This is a genomic window from Rhizobium mayense, assembly GCF_030272705.1.
Classification (GTDB): domain Bacteria; phylum Pseudomonadota; class Alphaproteobacteria; order Rhizobiales; family Rhizobiaceae; genus Rhizobium; species Rhizobium mayense.
The window spans coordinates 171,469-187,133 of the sequence record NZ_JARFYM010000007.1; the positions used below are offsets into that span (position 1 = coordinate 171,469).

Sequence of the window (15,665 nt, forward strand, 5' to 3'; positions counted from 1 at the left end):
GTCCTCTTCCTTTCCGGCTTGTATGCCGCTTACCGGTTGACCCTTGCCTGCAGATGCGGAGGATAACGGTCTCCCTGGACAGCGATCTGCGAGACTGCATCCTCGATATTGCGAAGATCGTCGGCGGTAAGCGCGACGTTAGCCGCTCCGATGTTCTCTTCAAGCCGGTGCATCTTTGTGGTGCCGGGGATCGGGACGATCCAGGGCTTTCGAGCGAGCAGCCAGGCAAGGGCGACCTGAGCTGGCGTCGCCTGCTTTTGCGCCGCGATGGCGCCAAGCAGATCGACAAGACCCTGGTTGGCTTTTCTGGCCTCCGGCGTAAAGCGCGGGACGATGTTGCGGAAGTCCTTGCTGTCGAATCTGGTGTTTTCACTGATCGCGCCGGTGAGAAAGCCCTTCCCCAAGGGGCTGAAAGGAACGAAACCGATGCCGAGTTCTTCGAGCGTCGGCAGGACCTCCTGCTCAGGCTCCCTCCACCAGAGTGAATATTCGCTCTGAAGGGCTGCGACCGGTTGGACTGCATGGGCACGACGGATCGTCTGTGCGCCAGCCTCCGACAATCCGAAATGCCTGACCTTGCCTTCTTTGATCAGGCCCTTCACCGCGCCGGCAACATCCTCGATTGGGACGTCCGGATCGACGCGATGCTGATAGAACAGGTCGATGATGTCGGTCTTCAGACGTTTCAAGGCGGCTTCGGCAACCCTGCGAATCTGTTCCGGTCGGCTGTTCATGCCGCTCTGGCCGCCGTTCGCATCGAATTCGAAGCCGAACTTCGTTGCGATCGCGACCTTGTCCCGAATGGGCGCCAGAGCTTCACCTAAAAGCTCCTCATTCTTATAGGGGCCGTAGGCCTCGGCGGTGTCGAAGAAGGTAACGCCGCGCTCGAAAGCTGAACGGATCAGCTTGATCGCCTCTTGCGTGTCCGTTGCAGGCCCGTAGCCGTAGCTTAGGCCCATGCATCCGAGACCGAGAGCTGAGACTTCGAGACCGCTGTTTCCAAGTTTACGCGTCTGCATGGCTTCTTCTCCCTCAGGGCTGATATTGTTCGTCGCTGACATGCTCCATCCAGTCGACGACCTTCCCATCGAGATGTTCCTGGATGGCGACATGGGTCATGGCCGTGGTGGGCGAAGCGCCATGCCAATGTTTCTCACCGGGAGCGAACCGGACAACGTCTCCCGGCCGTATTTCCTCGATCGGGCCGCCCTCACGCTGCGCGCGACCGAGACCTGCGGTTATCACGAGCGTCTGGCCGACAGGGTGCGTGTGCCACGCCGTGCGGGCGCCCGGCTCGAATGTGACGCTGGCACCAGCCGCGCGGACCGGCCCATCTGCTTGAAACAGTGGGTCCACACGGACCGTTCCGGTGAACCAGTCTGCCGGTCCTTTGCCCGATGGCTGCGAACCGTTTCGTTTGATTTCCATCATCTTCGTCCTCTACCCGAAAGGCAGCACAATGAATTCGGCCGCTGATGGGCGAGATTTAGCGCGTGTGATTGATAGCGATTAGATGGTAAAATTGGCAAAGGCCTATGAGAAAGATTCATGAATGCCGCGTCAGCCCGTGAATGATCTAATTGCTTTCCTCGCCGTCGCGCGGGAACAGAGCTTCACTAAAGCGGCCGCAAAACTCGGGGTTTCGCAATCGGCGCTAAGCCATACCATCCGGGGACTTGAGGCTCGTCTGGGGCTTAGGCTGCTGATGCGCACCACGCGCAGCGTCTCGCCGACCGAAGCCGGAGAGCGGCTGCTGGTGACCATAGGTCCCCGCTTTGACGAGATCGAAAATGAATTGGCCGCGCTTAGCGAATTCCGCGAAAAGCCGGCGGGAACCATTCGCATCACAGCCGGTGAGCACTCGGCCGAAACCATCCTCTGGCCGGCCCTGGAGACGTTGCTACCGCAATATCCGGACGTCAATGTCGAGATTATCGTCGATTACGGACTGACCGATATCGTCGCCGAACGGTACGACGCGGGCGTGCGACTGGGCGAACAGGTGGCAAGAGACATGATCGCGGTTCGCATCGGCCCGGATATGCGCATGGCTGTCGTCGGCGCTCCCACGTACTTTGAGAATCGGCCGAAACCGCGGACACCGCAGGACCTGACCGATCACATTTGCATCAACCTGCGTCTGCCGACCTACGGCGGCATCTACGCCTGGGAGTTCGAGAAGGACGGGCGGGAACTGAAGGTGCGAGTCGAGGGCCAGCTAGTGTTCAACAACATCGCGCTCAGGCTGAACGCCGCCTTGGCTGGTTTGGGCCTGGCTTACCTTCCGGAAGACGTGGTGCGGCCCTATCTTCACGACGGGAGGCTGGTCAGGGTACTCGAGGATTGGTGCCCGCCATTTGCGGGATATCATCTCTACTATCCGAGCCGGCGGCAGGCCTCACCGGCCTTCGCTCTGGTCGTAAATGCCCTTCGCCACCGTGTTTGAAGAGACTTCAATTTTGACGCTGTTATGAAGCGAAAAGGGCTCGGAGTGTTAACTCCGAGCCCCTGAATACTGCGCGGAAAGTGTCCCCTCCGCAATTCCATCCATCAGAAGCTTGCTTTTACCGGGTCCGGGCCGATGCGTCCGCCGGCAGAATCGAGTTTCGCAATTTCGGCGAGATCCTCGGCGTCGAGTTTGAAGTCGAACACCTTGAAGTTCTCTTCGATGCGGCTCGGCGTCACCGACTTCGGGATGACGATCAGGCCGTTGTCCATGTGCCAGCGGATGACGATCTGAGCCGGCGTGCGGCCGTGCTTGGCGGCAACCTCGCCGATCACAGCATTGCCGAGAAGCTTGCCCTGGCCGAGCGGGCTCCAGGATTGCGTCTTGATGCCGAGCTTGTCGTGGACCTCACGCAAGGCCTTCTGCTGGAAGGTCGGGTGCAATTCGATCTGGTTGAGCACCGGGGTAACGCCGGTTTCGCCGATGATGCGGTCCAGATGCTCCTTGGCGAAATTGGAGACGCCGATCGAGCGAGCACGCCCCTCTTCCTTGATGCGAAGGAATGCCTTCCAGGTATCGAGATAACGGCCGCGATGAGCCGAAGGCCAGTGGATCAGGTAGAGGTCGACATAATCGGTGCCGAGCCGCTTCAGGCTTTCATCGAACGCCTTCAGGGTCGAGTCGAAACCCTGGGCTTCATTCCAGAGCTTTGTGGTCAGGAAAATGTCCTTGCGGGCGACGCCGGACTGGCGCATGCCTTCGCCCACGCCATCTTCATTGGCATAAATGGCAGCCGTGTCGACATGACGATAGCCAGCCTTCAATGCCGTGCTGACGGCCAAGGGCGCCACGTTTTCCGGCGTTTGCCAGACGCCGAGGCCGATCTGTGGGATGGAATTGCCGTCGTTGAAAGTGATTGTCGGTTGAGTGGTCACAATATGTCTCCAAAGGACTTGGGAGTGGATGGAGTGAAGGCGTGAATTGAACCCGGGCGGAGGCCCCGGATTTCCCTGCGCGCATCGCAGCCGCTCGCGCCGGTCGGAAGCCTATATAATATAGGATTACAGGATTATCACCCCAGAGCGCACATATCAGATCACACGAACAGTTGTTCCCCGGCGGAAAAAGCGGATGAGCCGCTGCATGTCCTTGAGGCTGACGGCGACGCAGCCGGCGGTCGGCTCGTATCCGGGTTTGATTAGATGGAAGAAGATCGCCGAGCCGCGATGGCGACGGCGCGAACTGATATTCCAGTCGAGTACCAGACAGATGTCATAGAGCCCGTCGCGTCGCAGCATCTCCTCATGGCTTGGCTTGAACGGCGCTTTGACAAGCCTGTTGTAATTGGGATTGTTGGGCTCGTCACACCAGAGCATGTCCTTACGAATCCGCCGCATCTGCAAAGGCGTCTCCAGAAAGGGGACATGATCGCCGCGGATAAAACCATAAAGCAGCTTCATTGCAGCGATCGGCGTCGCGCCATCCCCTTCCCGCTTTACCGCCCTGCGTCCCGATCGGCCGATCGCAGCCGGCATCGTCAAGGCACCAATCTGTATCAGTGCGCGCGTCGATTTTCCCGGCGCGGGACGAACGACGATGGTCGAAACGGCCCGCCTGCCGCCTGCCCTTGCCTTTTCCATTTTCCTCACATGTTTTTGCTTTGCGCGTGATTTCGTTTGAAATCATAGCAGTTTCAATTGGACGACCAAGCCTGAGCAGCCTCATGACTTGCTAAAAATGCAATTTGGCGTAGGACTTAGAGCTAGAGAACACGAGGATCGCAACGGCATGACCGCACGCACCATTCTGCTGGTGGACGATGACAACGACCTGCGCGAAATGCTGGTCGAGCAATTATCGCTTTATGAGGAATTTACGGTTCTGCAGGAGGCGACCGCCGGCAAAGGCGTGCAGGCCGCTCGCGCCACCCCCGTCGATCTCCTGATCATGGATGTCGGCCTGCCCGATATGGACGGCCGCGAAGCGGTGAAGCTGCTGCGCAAGAACGGCTTCAAGGCCCCGATCATCATGCTGACGGGTCACGATACAGATTCCGACACCATCCTCGGCCTCGAAGCCGGCGCCAACGACTATGTCACCAAGCCCTTCCGCTTTGCCGTGCTGCTTGCCCGCATCCGCGCGCAGTTGCGCCAACACGAGCAGAGCGAAGACGCGACCTTCACTGTTGGTCGCTATCTCTTCAAGCCGAGCCAGAAGCTGCTGACCACGGAAGATGGCCAGAAGATCCGTCTGACGGAGAAGGAAGCGGCGATCATCCGCTATCTCTACCGCGCCGACCAGAAGGTCGTCACGCGCGACATCCTTCTCGAAGAAGTCTGGGGCTACAATTCCGGCGTCACCACCCACACGCTGGAAACCCATGTCTACCGGCTGCGCCAGAAAATCGAGCGCGATCCCTCCAACGCCGAAATCCTGGTCACGGAAAACGGCGGCTACAAGATCATTCCATAGGCAACAAGAGATGGCGCTCAATGACGATATCCGTCTGCTGTCGCAACTGCCGCTGTTCCACGGCATGGGCGACGAGCCGTTGCGGCTGATCGCCTTCGGCGCCGACCGCCGCCATGTCGCGGCCGGCCTGACACTCTTCCGGGAAAAATCGCCCGCCGAATGCGCCTATGTCGTCACTCGCGGCAGTTTCGAGCTGAGCACCGTCGATGCCGCCGGGCAGCCGCATGTCGAAGCGACCGTGCAAGCCGGCACCATGCTCTCGGAACTGGCGCTGGTGACGCTGGTGGAGCGCAAATATACCGCGGTGGCGCTGGAGGACTCCGATGTCATCCGCATCACACGCGCCCTGTTTCTCCGGCTGATAGAGGAATATCCCGACGCCGGCCTCCTCATCCAAAACCGCGTCCGCGAAAATTTCTCCATCCTCGCCAAGCAGGCTGCGGCCTTGCTGCATCGGTTTTCCTGAGATTCCAGCCTTGGCGGTTGCTGAGCCATGAGGCCGACCCTCCTGGTTCGAGGCTCCGGCCTTTGGCCTGCGCACCTCACCATGAGGGCGGGGCGAGCTTCTTCCTCACCATCACGGCTGATCGTCTCGACCAGCCCCGAGATTCGCACCACCTCATCCTGAGGCACCTTGACGCTGGAGCGTCAGTGGAAGCGGCGAGGCCTCGAAGGATCGCGGTAGGCCCCATGGCCAGCGGAACTCTTGAACTCACCCTAATATCTCAGAGATTGAAATGCGCGGTCACCGGCACATGGTCGGACGGGCGATCCCAACCGCGTGCCGCCTTCAGGATGTCGATGCGCTGCAGAAGCGGGCCGAGATCGGATGATGACCAGATATGGTCGAGACGACGACCGCGATCAGCCGCTTCCCAATCCTTGGCGCGATAGCTCCACCAGGTATAAAGCTTCTCGCTTTCCGGCACCTGCTGGCGCATCAGATCTAGCCAGGCGCCGCGCTTCATCACCTCGATCAACCCGTCGGTTTCGATCGGCGTATGGCTGACGATCTTCAGCAATTGCTTGTGCGACCAGACGTCATGCTCGAGCGGCGCGATGTTGAGATCGCCAACGAGGATCGCCGAGGTGTTCGGCTCGGCATTGGCATGCAGTCGCTTCATCTCCTCGATGAAGTCGAGCTTATGGCCGAACTTGGGATTGATCGTCCGATCCGGCTCGTCGCCGCCGGCCGGGACGTAGAAATTATGCAGCCGGATGCGTCGGCTGCCGCGATGGAAGATCGCCGAGATGTGGCGGGCATCGCCGACGTTGCAATAATCCTGCCGATGGTCCTCGGTCAACGGAATGCGCGAAGCGATGGCGACACCATGATAGCCCTTCTGGCCATGGACGATGATGTGCTCGTAGCCCAGTGCCCTCAGCGGCGACAGCGGGAAGAGCTCGTTCGGGACCTTGGTCTCCTGCAGACAGAGAATATCGGGCCGGTGCTGCATCACGAATTGCTCGATGATCGGCATGCGCAGCCGCACCGAATTGATGTTCCAAGTCGCAATCGAAAATCCCATGCACAGACCCCTGCCTTCAATCCCGCTAGAGCATCCCGCCTTCAGGTGGAATCACCTGCAAGCGGATAAGATGCTCTAGATTCAAATGATTAGAGCGACCTTTGTGCGTTCAGGCGAACGCACGACGCCCTAGGGGTTTAGCCCGACAGGAAAGAAAAAGGAAGATCATTCAACGTCTTCGCTCGATGTTGAAGCAGGGAAGAGAACTACCGGTTCGTGCCCGAATAATCGATGCGGAAGACGCTGTCGTCGAAGGAAACGTTAGTCTTCACATTGTTGACGATGACATCGGTGGTCTTGCCCTGAGGGTCGATGACCGTCCATTGGCGCAGGTCGTAGGTCTTGGAATCGAAGATCATGGCGATGGTCGCATCGCCGAAGACGGTGCGGTTGCCGAGCGTGATCTTGGTAAGATCGGGCTGCGCTTCGACATTGCGAACCATGTCGGCGGAGAGGTCGATCTTGTTGGCGAGCAACAGGCTCAGCGGCGTCTTCGAAAGCTGATACATGTTGTTCGTGTGCGTCTGGTCATTGATGACCTGGACGTTGTTGCCGTCGCAGATGACACGCATACGCGACGGCGGATCATAGTTGAAGCGCAGCTTGCCGGGACGCTGAATGAAAAAACTGCCGCTCAGCTGATCGCCACGCGGTCCGATCTGCAGGAAGCCACCCTTCATGGTCTTGATGGACGAGAAATGGTCGGCGATCGCCTGAGCAATATCGGGATTGAGCGTTACCGATTGCTGCCCGAAGGCTCCCGCCGCGGGTGCCACGCTTGCCGCGCCCACAGCCACCATAGCGCCGAGGAAATGACGGCGAGTGAGGTTCAGGTGGATCGAGGGCTGCGCATCAAACTTTTTCATCGAATTCTCCTTCATGCTTTGTCCATGGCGCGCAAAATCGGCGTCTTCATGGCGCGGCGGCCCCTGCTCGGTCACGAGCCGCGATCAAATCTCCGACACCATATTCTGGATATGTGTCACGGGCTCATGACCCGTCAGCGATCGAGAACGTCCGCTTCTGTCGGCACGAGAATCTCGCGCTTGCCCGCATGGTTGGCCGGCCCGATCAGACCTTCCTGTTCCATGCGCTCGATCAGCGAGGCGGCGCGGTTATAGCCGATGCCGAGCCGGCGCTGGATATAGGAAGTCGATGCCTTGCCGTCACGCAGCACGATCGCCACCGCCTGATCGTATGGATCCTCCGAATCGGAGAGGTTGGCCGTACCCGCTGGACCGTGACCATCGTCGTCGCCGTCCTCGTCGGCGGTGATTGCATCGAGATATTGGGGTGAGCCCTGCGTTTTCAAGTAGGAGACGATGTCTTCCACTTCGCCGTCGGAGACGAAGGGCCCGTGCACGCGCTGGATGCGTCCGCCACCGGCCATGTACAGCATATCGCCCATACCGAGGAGCTGTTCGGCACCCTGCTCGCCGAGGATCGTGCGGCTGTCGATCTTCGACGTCACCTGGAAGGAGATGCGCGTCGGGAAGTTCGCCTTGATCGTGCCGGTGATGACGTCGACCGATGGGCGCTGCGTCGCCATGATGACATGGATGCCCGCGGCACGCGCCATCTGCGCCAGGCGCTGCACCGCACCTTCGATATCTTTGCCGGCGACCATCATCAGGTCGGCCATTTCGTCGATGATGACGACGATGTAGGGCATCGGCTTCAGATCGAATTCCTCGGTCTCGTAGATCGCCTCGCCTGTTTGGCGATCGAAGCCGGTCTGAACGGTACGGCTGATCGCCTCGCCCTTGGCGACCGCCTGCTCGACGCGGGTATTGAAGCCGTCGATGTTGCGCACGCCGATCTTCGACATCTTCTTGTAGCGCTCTTCCATTTCGCGGACGGTCCATTTCAGCGCGACGACAGCCTTCTTGGGATCGGTGACCACAGGCGAGAGCAGGTGCGGAATGCCGTCATAGACGGAGAGTTCCAGCATTTTCGGATCGATCATGATCAGGCGGCATTGCTCCGGCGTCATGCGGTACAGCAGCGACAGGATCATCGTGTTGATGGCGACGGATTTACCCGAGCCGGTGGTGCCGGCGACGAGCAGATGCGGCATCTTGGCGAGATCGGCGATAACAGGTTCGCCGCCGATCGTCTTGCCGAGCGACATGGCGAGCTTGGCCTTGGAGCTTTCGAAATCACGGCTGGCGATGAGCTCGCGCAGATAGACCGTCTCACGGGTGGAATTCGGCAATTCGATGCCGATAGCATTGCGGCCGGGGACGACGGCGACGCGGGCGGCGATCGCGCTCATCGAGCGGGCGATATCGTCGGCAAGGCCGATGACGCGGGACGATTTAATGCCCGGCGCCGGCTCCAATTCATACAGCGTCACGACCGGGCCCGGACGGACGTGGATGATCTCTCCCTTGACGCCGAAGTCCTCGAGCACACCCTCGAGCATACGGGCATTCTGCTCCAACGCATCGGAAGACAGCGTCGCGTCCCGCACGATCGTCTTCGGCTCGGCGAGCAGGTGCACGGCCGGAAGCTGGAAGCCATAGGGGCGAATGAAGGAGGTCTGCGCCTCGCGCTCGGCGCGGACGCCAGGCTTCGGCCGGGCGGCGGCGGGAACGACACGGTGACCGGGAACCTTTGGTGAAGCAGGACGCAGCGCCCATTCGTCGTCTTCGTCATCCGGGAGGATGCCCGCCGGACGCGGCAGCTCGCGTTCATAGGACGGATCGTCGTCCTCATCCTCATCATCGTCGATATTCATCGACGGCGGAGAAACGACGCGGCGTGGCGCCGGGCCGTCCATCGACGGTTCGAGACGCTCGCCGCGGACAACCTGCGCCTTGGCACGCACCGGCTCGTTCAGCGTACCGAACTCATCATCATTGAAATCGTAGGGCGCATCGAAGGCTTGATCGCGACGCTTGCGCGGACCCATGCCGAACAGGCGGCGAAGCCGCGCCTGCCAATTGTACCAGGCATGCATGAGGGCGCCGAAGGCCAGGAAGCCGCCGCGATCGTCATCCTCTTCGTCATCTCCGACATTGCGGGCGCGGCTCTGCGTGTTTTGATAGTCCTCTTCGTCCTCGTCCTCCTCGTCTTCCACCAGGCTGCGGCCGACAACGCCGGCTGCGAACAGCATGAGCCAGGCGGCCGGGATCGCGAGAACAGAGCCGAACACGGTAGCGAAGACGCCGCGCGGATAGGTGCCGATGAAAAGGGCGGGAAAGCGCAGGACGATGTCGCCGATGACGCCGCCGATACCGTTCGGGATCGGCCAGGTCGGAGGTGCGGGGAAACAGGCAATGGAACCGGCAGCGACAATGGCCCCGCCGACCCAGGCGCCGAGACGAGCCGGCACACGATGAATCCTGCGATTGGAAATCAGCGCGAAAGCCCAGGCGACGACCGGCAGCAGTGCGACGACCGAGGCAAGTCCCAGCGCCTGCATCATGATGTCTGCAAAGGCAGCACCCGGAAAGCCGAGTATATTGGTCGGCGCATTGCTGGTGGCGTAGGAATAGCTGGGGTCCATGACGTTCCAGGTCGCCAGTGCCGCAACGGCGAGCGCCAGCAGGAACAGCAGCGCGAAGCCGCTAAGGCCCCTCACCTGCCGCCAAACGACTACCGAAAGCGAGAAGCGGTCGGGACGACCGCCCAACGCTGCCGAATTGCTTCTGCCCATAATATCCAGCCCGTTCGTTATCGAAAGCACAAGCGAATCGGCGTCATGCCACTCACCCAGTACGTCAGCTCTACCTAATCAGAGGAGGGTTAATGGCATGTTAACCATGCGGGCGCGGCGGCCGAATCAGTGAAATTATGGCCATGGGCAAAAGCGGCCGCGCATAAAAAAGGCCCGAACGAAAGTCCGGGCCAAGAGCGGCTTATCTCAATGAAATAGGCCGCGACGGGATGTTCAGCAGCGCCGGAGCATTGTCCCGGCGCCGCAATCTCCGGATTTAAGAAGCGTGGTAAGCAGCTTCGCCGTGAGAAGCGAGGTCGAGACCTTCGCGCTCGGCTTCCGGCGTTACGCGCAGGCCGATAATGATGTCGACGATCTTGTAGAGGATCGCCGAACCGATGCCGGACCACAGCAGCGTGGTGAGAACTGCCTTCAGCTGGCTGAGCAGCTGCGTTGCCGTGCCCGGATAGGAGGCTGCGAAGTCAGCCGTCGAGTAGTCGACGATGCCAGCGCCGCCAAGGGCCGGATTGACCAGGATACCGGTCATCAGGGCGCCGAAAATACCACCGACGCAATGGACGCCGAAGACGTCGAGGCTGTCGTCGTAGTTGAACTTGTTCTTCACGACGTCGACGAAGAAGTAGCAGATCGGCGAAACCAGGATACCGAGGACGATCGAGCCCATCGGGCCGGCAAAGCCGGCAGCCGGCGTGACGGCAACGAGACCGGCGACGGCACCCGAAGCTGCACCGAGCATCGATGCTTTGCCACGGGTGAAGGTTTCAACGAGGCACCACGAAAGGGCTGCAGCAGCGGTGGCGACGAAGGTGTTGATCATCGCAAGCGAAGCGTAAGCATTTGCTTCAAGGTTGGAACCGGCGTTGAAGCCGAACCAGCCGACCCACAGCAGCGATGCGCCGACCATGGTGAGCGTCATCGAATGCGGCGCCATGATCTCCTTCTTGTAACCGGTACGCTTGCCGAGCATGATCGCGCCGACCAGACCGGCAATGCCGGCATTGATATGGACGACCGTGCCGCCGGCGAAGTCGAGCGCGCCGAAGCCGAAGACCATGCCCGACGGAGCCGAATAAGAGCTCGGACCACCCCAGTACCAAACCATGTGGGCGATCGGGAAGTACACGAAGGTGACCCACAGGAAGACGAAAAGCATGACGGCCGAGAACTTGATGCGCTCGGCGAAGGCGCCGACGATCAGGGCCGGCGTTATGCAGGCGAAGGTCATCTGGAAGCAGACATAGGTGAGCTCAGGAATGCCGACGCCCTTGGTGAAGGTTTCGACGAGATCCTTCGAATCGGTGCTGACGCCGGCAAGGAAAGCCTTGGAGAAGCCGCCGACAAAACTGTTCAGCGCGCCGCCATCTGTGAAGGCGAGCGAGTAACCGTAGACGCACCAGATGATCATGACCATCGCGGTGATCATGAAGACCTGCATGAGGACAGACAGCATGTTCTTGGCGCGGACGAGACCGCCGTAGAACAGCGCCAGGCCCGGAATGGTCATGAGGAGGACGAGAACCGTGGAAACCAGCATCCAGGTATTGTCACCCTTGTCCATGGTGATTGCCGGTGCTGCGGCAGCGGCTGCCGGGGCTGCGGCCGGCGCGGCTTGCTGCGCAAAGGCGATTGCCGGCGCGAGCAAGGCCGCAGAAAGCGCGCCTACCCGTGCAAGAGTGGAGGAAAGCTTAGTAGATGTCATTGCAAATAACTCCCTGATCGGCCGCTCTTACAGCGCTTCTGAATCGGTTTCGCCCGTACGGATGCGCACGGCATGGTCAATCGAGTAGACGAAAATCTTGCCGTCGCCGATCTGGCCGGTCTTGGCAGACGACGCGATGGCTTCCACTGCCATGTCGACGATTTCGGATGCGACCGCGACTTCGATCTTCAATTTCGGCAGGAAGCTGACCGCATATTCGGTGCCGCGATAGATTTCGGTATGCCCCTTCTGGCGTCCGTAGCCCTTCACTTCGGTCACAGTCAGGCCCTGGATGCCGACAGCCGTGAGGGCCTCACGGACCTCATCGAGCTTGAACGGCTTGATAATGGCCATCACAATTTTCATCTGGTTTCCCATCCTTTTTACCCTCGGCGCCGAGCCGACTCTCCTTGCCGCTGACGAATGCTTCAGCAGCGACTGGCCATACACATTCAAGGGCCGTGCCAGATTCATGACGCGTCCATAACCAGTTGAATTTTAACGGATTTACTTTGGGCCGCTAATAAAACGGCACCCCGATGCGCTTCACGCGCTTAAATTTATAGCAATTTTATAAATTTGCGCAAAATTTAATCATTTGCCTTTTTACGAATCAACCCTTCCTGCGCAACCGACGCAATCAGGACACCGGATCTCGTAAAAAGGCTACCACGGGCCAGCCCGCGCGCACCCGAAGCACTCGGACTGTCCTGGGTGTAAAGCAGCCAGTCGTCGAGCTTGAACGGCCGGTGGAACCACATGGCATGGTCGAGGCTCGCGACCTGCAGCCTCGAGTCGAAGACCGACGTGCCATGCGCATGCAGCGCCGCATCGATGAGCGTCATATCCGAAAGATAGGCGAGCACGGCATTCTGATAGAGCCGGTCGTCCGGCGCCGGTCCCGTCAGGCGAACCCAGATATCCTGACGCTCGCTGGGCTGCGAACGGGAGAAATAGCGATCGAGAGACACCGGCCGGATTTCGATGGCGCGCTTTCGCTCCCAATAGCGGCGTACATTTTCCGGCGCACGAGCAAGATAGCGTTCCTTGATCTGCTGTTCGTCCATCAGTTCTTCCGGAGCTGGCACCTTCGGCATCTCGCCTTGATGCTCGAAGCCCGGCTCATCGATCTGGAAGGAAGCCGTCATCGCAAAGATCGCCTTGCCGTGCTGAATCGCCAGAACGCGGCGCGTATTGAAACTCGAGCCGTCCCGAAGCCGGTCGACCTGATAGAGGATGGGGACGGCGGGATCGCCGGGGAGCATGAAATAAGCGTGCAGCGAATGCACGAAACGATCGTCCGCCACGGTTCGCTGCGCCGCCATCAGCGCCTGGCCGATGACCTGCCCGCCGAAGACGCGCTGCCAGCCGACCTGCGGGCTGTTGCCGCGAAACAGGTTCATCTCGATCGTTTCCAGATCCAATGTCGCGAGCGTGACTTGCATGGCGGTCAGTTTCTCGTTCTCGCGCGACATTTTGAATAAACTCCGAAGGTAGGAACCACGAATGGGATGCTCTATATAGAACAGGAAACGACAGTCGGACACGGGGAAGCGTTATGTTGGACATGCTGGTAGTGGGTGGCGGTTATGTGGGTCTTGCCGCTGCGGTCGCCGTCAAGCAGGCAGCACCCCATCTTGACGTCATGGTCATAGAGGCAGCCCCGGAAACCGCATGGAAAAAAGATATGCGTGCTTCGGCGATCATCGCCGCCGCCACGAAGATGCTGGAAGTCTTCGGCGTCTGGGACGAGATCAAGCCGGAAGCGGAGCCGATCACCAGAATGATCGTCACCGATTCACGCACGGGCGATCCCGTGCGGCCGGTATTTCTGACTTTCGACGGCGAAGTGGAGGAGGGTCAGCCCTTCGCCCATATGGTCCCGAACCTCGCCATGGTCGGCGCTCTGCGCGGCGCCTGCGAACGCCTCGGCATCGCGATTCGCCACCGTGTCAGCGCGACAGACTTCAAGACGGGGGACGCCAACGTCACGCTGACGCTCTCGGACGGCAGCACGCAGGAAGCGCGGCTGCTGGTCGCCTGCGATGGTGTGCGCTCCAAGCTCCGCGACATGGCGGGCATCAAGACCGTAAGCTGGGATTATGGCCAGTCCGGCATCGTCGTGACCGTCGAGCACGAACGGCCGCACAATGGCTGCGCCGAGGAACATTTCCTGCCTTCCGGACCTTTCGCCATCCTGCCGCTGAAGAACAATCGCGCCTCGCTCGTCTGGACCGAGCGCACACCGGACGCCGACCGGCTCGTCGCCTCCGACGATCTGGTGTTCGAAGAGGAACTGGAGCGCCGCTTCGGCCATAAGCTCGGCGCGCTTCACACGGTCGGCGACCGCCGCGCCTTCCCGCTCGGCCTGACGCTTGCCCGCGCCTTCGTGGCACCGCGCTTTGCGCTCGCCGGCGACGCGGCCCACGGCATCCACCCCATCTCCGGCCAGGGGCTCAATCTCGGTTTCAAGGATGTTGCGGCGCTGGCCGAAACCGTCGTCGAAGCCGACCGCCTTGGCCTCGATATCGGCTCGATCAACATCCTCGAACGCTACCAGACCTGGCGGCGTTTCGACACCTTCCGCATGGGGGTGACCACCGACGTGCTGAACCGGCTGTTTTCCAATGATATCACGCCAGTGCGAATCGCCCGCGATTTCGGCCTCGGCCTCGTCGACCGGCTGCCGAAACTCAAATCCTACTTCATCGGCCAGGCTGCGGGCACGGCCGCCAGGGACAATCCACGGCTTCTCGCCGGAGAGGCGATCTGAATAAGCACTATCGGGAAGAAAACCAGCCTCAGTCCTCTATACGCCGCGCTTCCGAGATCAGCATGATCGGAATGCCGTCTCGGATAGGATAGGCGAGCCGTGCCTTTTCCGACACCAGCTCGTTCCTCTCGCGATCGTAACTCAGGCGCCCCTTGGTAAGAGGGCAGACGAGCAGGTCGAGCAGCTTCGGGTCCACTTTGCTGACCGTGATGTCCATTGCAAACCCCTATTGCAGTACGGAATCGGTGTCGCCGAAGCGGGCGAGCACGATCTCGATGATGGCGATGAAAGTTTCCGCCCTTGTCTTCAGGTCGGGCGCCTCCAGAAGCGCCTGTTTCTCGGCAGGGTCGAAGGGCGCCATCATCGCCAGTGAATTCACCAGCGTCATGTTGCTGGCGCGCTCCACACTCTCCCAATCCGCCTCCAGCTTGTTGGCGTCGAGATAGGCCCGGAAGGCGGACAGGAGAGCCGAGCGATCGACGCTGTCTTCCTCGTCGCGCGACTTGAGGTCGGAAATGAAAGGCGTGATCCGGAAGGTGCGGTAGGGTTGATGGGTGATGATCTCGTCCATCAGCCGGAAGCGGCAAATGCCTGTCAGGGAGGTGATATAGCGGCCGTCCCCGGTCTCGGCGAAAGACGTGATCCGCCCAAGGCAGCCGACATGCGAAAGATGCGCCGTTTCCGGCGTCTCGCTGAGCGCCGGCTGCACGATGCCAACCAGCCGGTTGCCGGCGATCGCCGCATCGAACATGGAGAGATAGCGCGGCTCGAAGATGTTGAGCGGCAATTGCCCGGTTGGCAAAAGCAGAGCGCCGGACAGGGGGAACACAACCACCGATTCCGGCAGGTCGCTTGGCTTCAGATATCTGGCATTGCCGACTTGCATGATTCCCGTCCCGCTACATCACTGCGTCGTGCGTCTCGATAAGACACGCAGGAACGATACCTCAGCGGCGATTATCCCGTCACACTCCGCGCCAAAGGACAATGTGGGCCCCTCTCCCGAAAACACAAGAGCATTTCCGGGCGAAACTTCGAAGCATTTTGTCTTCAACTGCGTTCGA

Annotated in this window: 16 protein-coding genes; 4 read left to right on the plus strand and 12 right to left on the minus strand. The window is 60.3% G+C overall.

Annotated features, from left to right (window positions below; translation table 11 throughout):
* Positions 1 to 29: 29 nt before the first annotated feature.
* Positions 30 to 1,019, minus strand: coding sequence for an aldo/keto reductase (locus PY649_RS11960; protein ID WP_285868598.1), 990 nt, complete (start codon positions 1,017 to 1,019; stop codon positions 30 to 32).
* A gap of 13 nt (positions 1,020 to 1,032) precedes the next feature.
* Positions 1,033 to 1,428 (minus strand): (R)-mandelonitrile lyase, encoded by a 396-nt coding sequence (locus PY649_RS11965; RefSeq protein WP_285868599.1) that lies wholly within the window; start codon positions 1,426 to 1,428, stop codon positions 1,033 to 1,035.
* Positions 1,429 to 1,552: 124 nt separating this feature from the next.
* Between PY649_RS11965 and PY649_RS11970 the strand changes: the two genes are divergently transcribed.
* A complete protein-coding gene (locus PY649_RS11970) occupies positions 1,553 to 2,446 on the plus strand; it encodes a LysR family transcriptional regulator (protein ID WP_285868600.1) in 894 nt (297 codons plus the stop codon).
* A gap of 104 nt (positions 2,447 to 2,550) precedes the next feature.
* On the opposite strand, the gene PY649_RS11975 is transcribed toward PY649_RS11970, so the two are convergent.
* Entirely contained in the window at positions 2,551 to 3,381 is an 831-nt protein-coding gene (locus PY649_RS11975; protein WP_285868601.1) for an aldo/keto reductase, read from the minus strand.
* Positions 3,382 to 3,537: 156 nt separating this feature from the next.
* The gene (locus PY649_RS11980) at positions 3,538 to 4,086 is read right to left on the minus strand and encodes a L,D-transpeptidase family protein (protein ID WP_285868602.1); all 549 of its coding nucleotides are present in this window, start codon (positions 4,084 to 4,086) and stop codon (positions 3,538 to 3,540) included.
* Between the two features lie 148 nt (positions 4,087 to 4,234).
* On the opposite strand from PY649_RS11980, the gene PY649_RS11985 reads away from it, so the two are divergent.
* Positions 4,235 to 4,918, plus strand: coding sequence for a response regulator transcription factor (locus tag PY649_RS11985; protein WP_285868603.1), 684 nt, complete (start codon positions 4,235 to 4,237; stop codon positions 4,916 to 4,918).
* 10 nt (positions 4,919 to 4,928) lie between these two features.
* Positions 4,929 to 5,384 (plus strand): cyclic nucleotide-binding domain-containing protein, encoded by a 456-nt coding sequence (locus PY649_RS11990; protein WP_285868604.1) that lies wholly within the window; start codon positions 4,929 to 4,931, stop codon positions 5,382 to 5,384.
* A gap of 259 nt (positions 5,385 to 5,643) precedes the next feature.
* Here PY649_RS11990 and PY649_RS11995 read toward each other — a convergent pair whose 3' ends face one another.
* The 6 genes from PY649_RS11995 to tesB all read right to left on the minus strand — a co-directional run bounded on the left by PY649_RS11995 (position 5,644) and on the right by tesB (position 13,303).
* Entirely contained in the window at positions 5,644 to 6,447 is an 804-nt protein-coding gene (locus PY649_RS11995; protein WP_285868605.1) for an exodeoxyribonuclease III, read from the minus strand.
* Between the two features lie 206 nt (positions 6,448 to 6,653).
* Positions 6,654 to 7,313 carry an outer-membrane lipoprotein carrier protein LolA gene (locus tag PY649_RS12000; protein ID WP_285868606.1) on the minus strand — a complete coding sequence of 220 codons (660 nt, stop codon included), beginning with the start codon at positions 7,311 to 7,313 and terminating at the stop codon, positions 6,654 to 6,656.
* A gap of 134 nt (positions 7,314 to 7,447) precedes the next feature.
* On the minus strand, positions 7,448 to 10,108 hold the full coding sequence (locus PY649_RS12005) for an FtsK/SpoIIIE family DNA translocase (protein WP_285868607.1): 2,661 nt from the start codon (positions 10,106 to 10,108) through the stop codon (positions 7,448 to 7,450).
* A gap of 277 nt (positions 10,109 to 10,385) precedes the next feature.
* Positions 10,386 to 11,828, minus strand: a complete 1,443-nt coding sequence (locus PY649_RS12010) for an ammonium transporter (RefSeq protein WP_285868608.1) — start codon at positions 11,826 to 11,828, stop codon at positions 10,386 to 10,388.
* Between the two features lie 27 nt (positions 11,829 to 11,855).
* Positions 11,856 to 12,206: a P-II family nitrogen regulator gene (locus PY649_RS12015; RefSeq protein ID WP_285868609.1), complete on the minus strand. Its 351-nt coding sequence runs from the start codon at positions 12,204 to 12,206 to the stop codon at positions 11,856 to 11,858.
* A gap of 212 nt (positions 12,207 to 12,418) precedes the next feature.
* A complete protein-coding gene (gene tesB / locus PY649_RS12020) occupies positions 12,419 to 13,303 on the minus strand; it encodes an acyl-CoA thioesterase II (RefSeq protein ID WP_285868610.1) in 885 nt (294 codons plus the stop codon).
* A gap of 83 nt (positions 13,304 to 13,386) precedes the next feature.
* On the opposite strand from tesB, the gene PY649_RS12025 reads away from it, so the two are divergent.
* Positions 13,387 to 14,601 (plus strand): ubiquinone biosynthesis hydroxylase, encoded by a 1,215-nt coding sequence (locus tag PY649_RS12025; RefSeq protein WP_285868611.1) that lies wholly within the window; start codon positions 13,387 to 13,389, stop codon positions 14,599 to 14,601.
* Positions 14,602 to 14,629: 28 nt separating this feature from the next.
* Here the strand turns inward: PY649_RS12025 and PY649_RS12030 are convergent, their stop codons facing one another.
* Complete coding sequence (locus PY649_RS12030; RefSeq protein ID WP_285868612.1) at positions 14,630 to 14,818, minus strand: Trm112 family protein; 189 nt, start codon at positions 14,816 to 14,818, stop codon at positions 14,630 to 14,632.
* 9 nt (positions 14,819 to 14,827) lie between these two features.
* Positions 14,828 to 15,487 carry an LON peptidase substrate-binding domain-containing protein gene (locus PY649_RS12035; protein WP_285868613.1) on the minus strand — a complete coding sequence of 220 codons (660 nt, stop codon included), beginning with the start codon at positions 15,485 to 15,487 and terminating at the stop codon, positions 14,828 to 14,830.
* Positions 15,488 to 15,665: the final 178 nt, after the last annotated feature.

Coding starts and splice junctions, on each gene's coding strand:
- PY649_RS12030 (WP_285868612.1), bottom strand. CDS start 14,818: ATGGACATCACGGTCAGCAAAGTGGACCCGAAGCTGCTCGACCTGCTC.
- PY649_RS12025 (WP_285868611.1), top strand. CDS start 13,387: ATGTTGGACATGCTGGTAGTGGGTGGCGGTTATGTGGGTCTTGCCGCT.
- PY649_RS11985 (WP_285868603.1), top strand. CDS start 4,235: ATGACCGCACGCACCATTCTGCTGGTGGACGATGACAACGACCTGCGC.
- PY649_RS12035 (WP_285868613.1), bottom strand. CDS start 15,487: ATGCAAGTCGGCAATGCCAGATATCTGAAGCCAAGCGACCTGCCGGAA.
- tesB (WP_285868610.1), bottom strand. CDS start 13,303: ATGTCGCGCGAGAACGAGAAACTGACCGCCATGCAAGTCACGCTCGCG.
- PY649_RS11980 (WP_285868602.1), bottom strand. CDS start 4,086: ATGGAAAAGGCAAGGGCAGGCGGCAGGCGGGCCGTTTCGACCATCGTC.
- PY649_RS11960 (WP_285868598.1), bottom strand. CDS start 1,019: ATGCAGACGCGTAAACTTGGAAACAGCGGTCTCGAAGTCTCAGCTCTC.
- PY649_RS11965 (WP_285868599.1), bottom strand. CDS start 1,428: ATGGAAATCAAACGAAACGGTTCGCAGCCATCGGGCAAAGGACCGGCA.
- PY649_RS11990 (WP_285868604.1), top strand. CDS start 4,929: ATGGCGCTCAATGACGATATCCGTCTGCTGTCGCAACTGCCGCTGTTC.
- PY649_RS11970 (WP_285868600.1), top strand. CDS start 1,553: ATGCCGCGTCAGCCCGTGAATGATCTAATTGCTTTCCTCGCCGTCGCG.
- PY649_RS11995 (WP_285868605.1), bottom strand. CDS start 6,447: ATGGGATTTTCGATTGCGACTTGGAACATCAATTCGGTGCGGCTGCGC.
- PY649_RS12000 (WP_285868606.1), bottom strand. CDS start 7,313: ATGAAAAAGTTTGATGCGCAGCCCTCGATCCACCTGAACCTCACTCGC.
- PY649_RS12010 (WP_285868608.1), bottom strand. CDS start 11,828: ATGACATCTACTAAGCTTTCCTCCACTCTTGCACGGGTAGGCGCGCTT.
- PY649_RS12005 (WP_285868607.1), bottom strand. CDS start 10,108: ATGGGCAGAAGCAATTCGGCAGCGTTGGGCGGTCGTCCCGACCGCTTC.
- PY649_RS12015 (WP_285868609.1), bottom strand. CDS start 12,206: ATGGGAAACCAGATGAAAATTGTGATGGCCATTATCAAGCCGTTCAAG.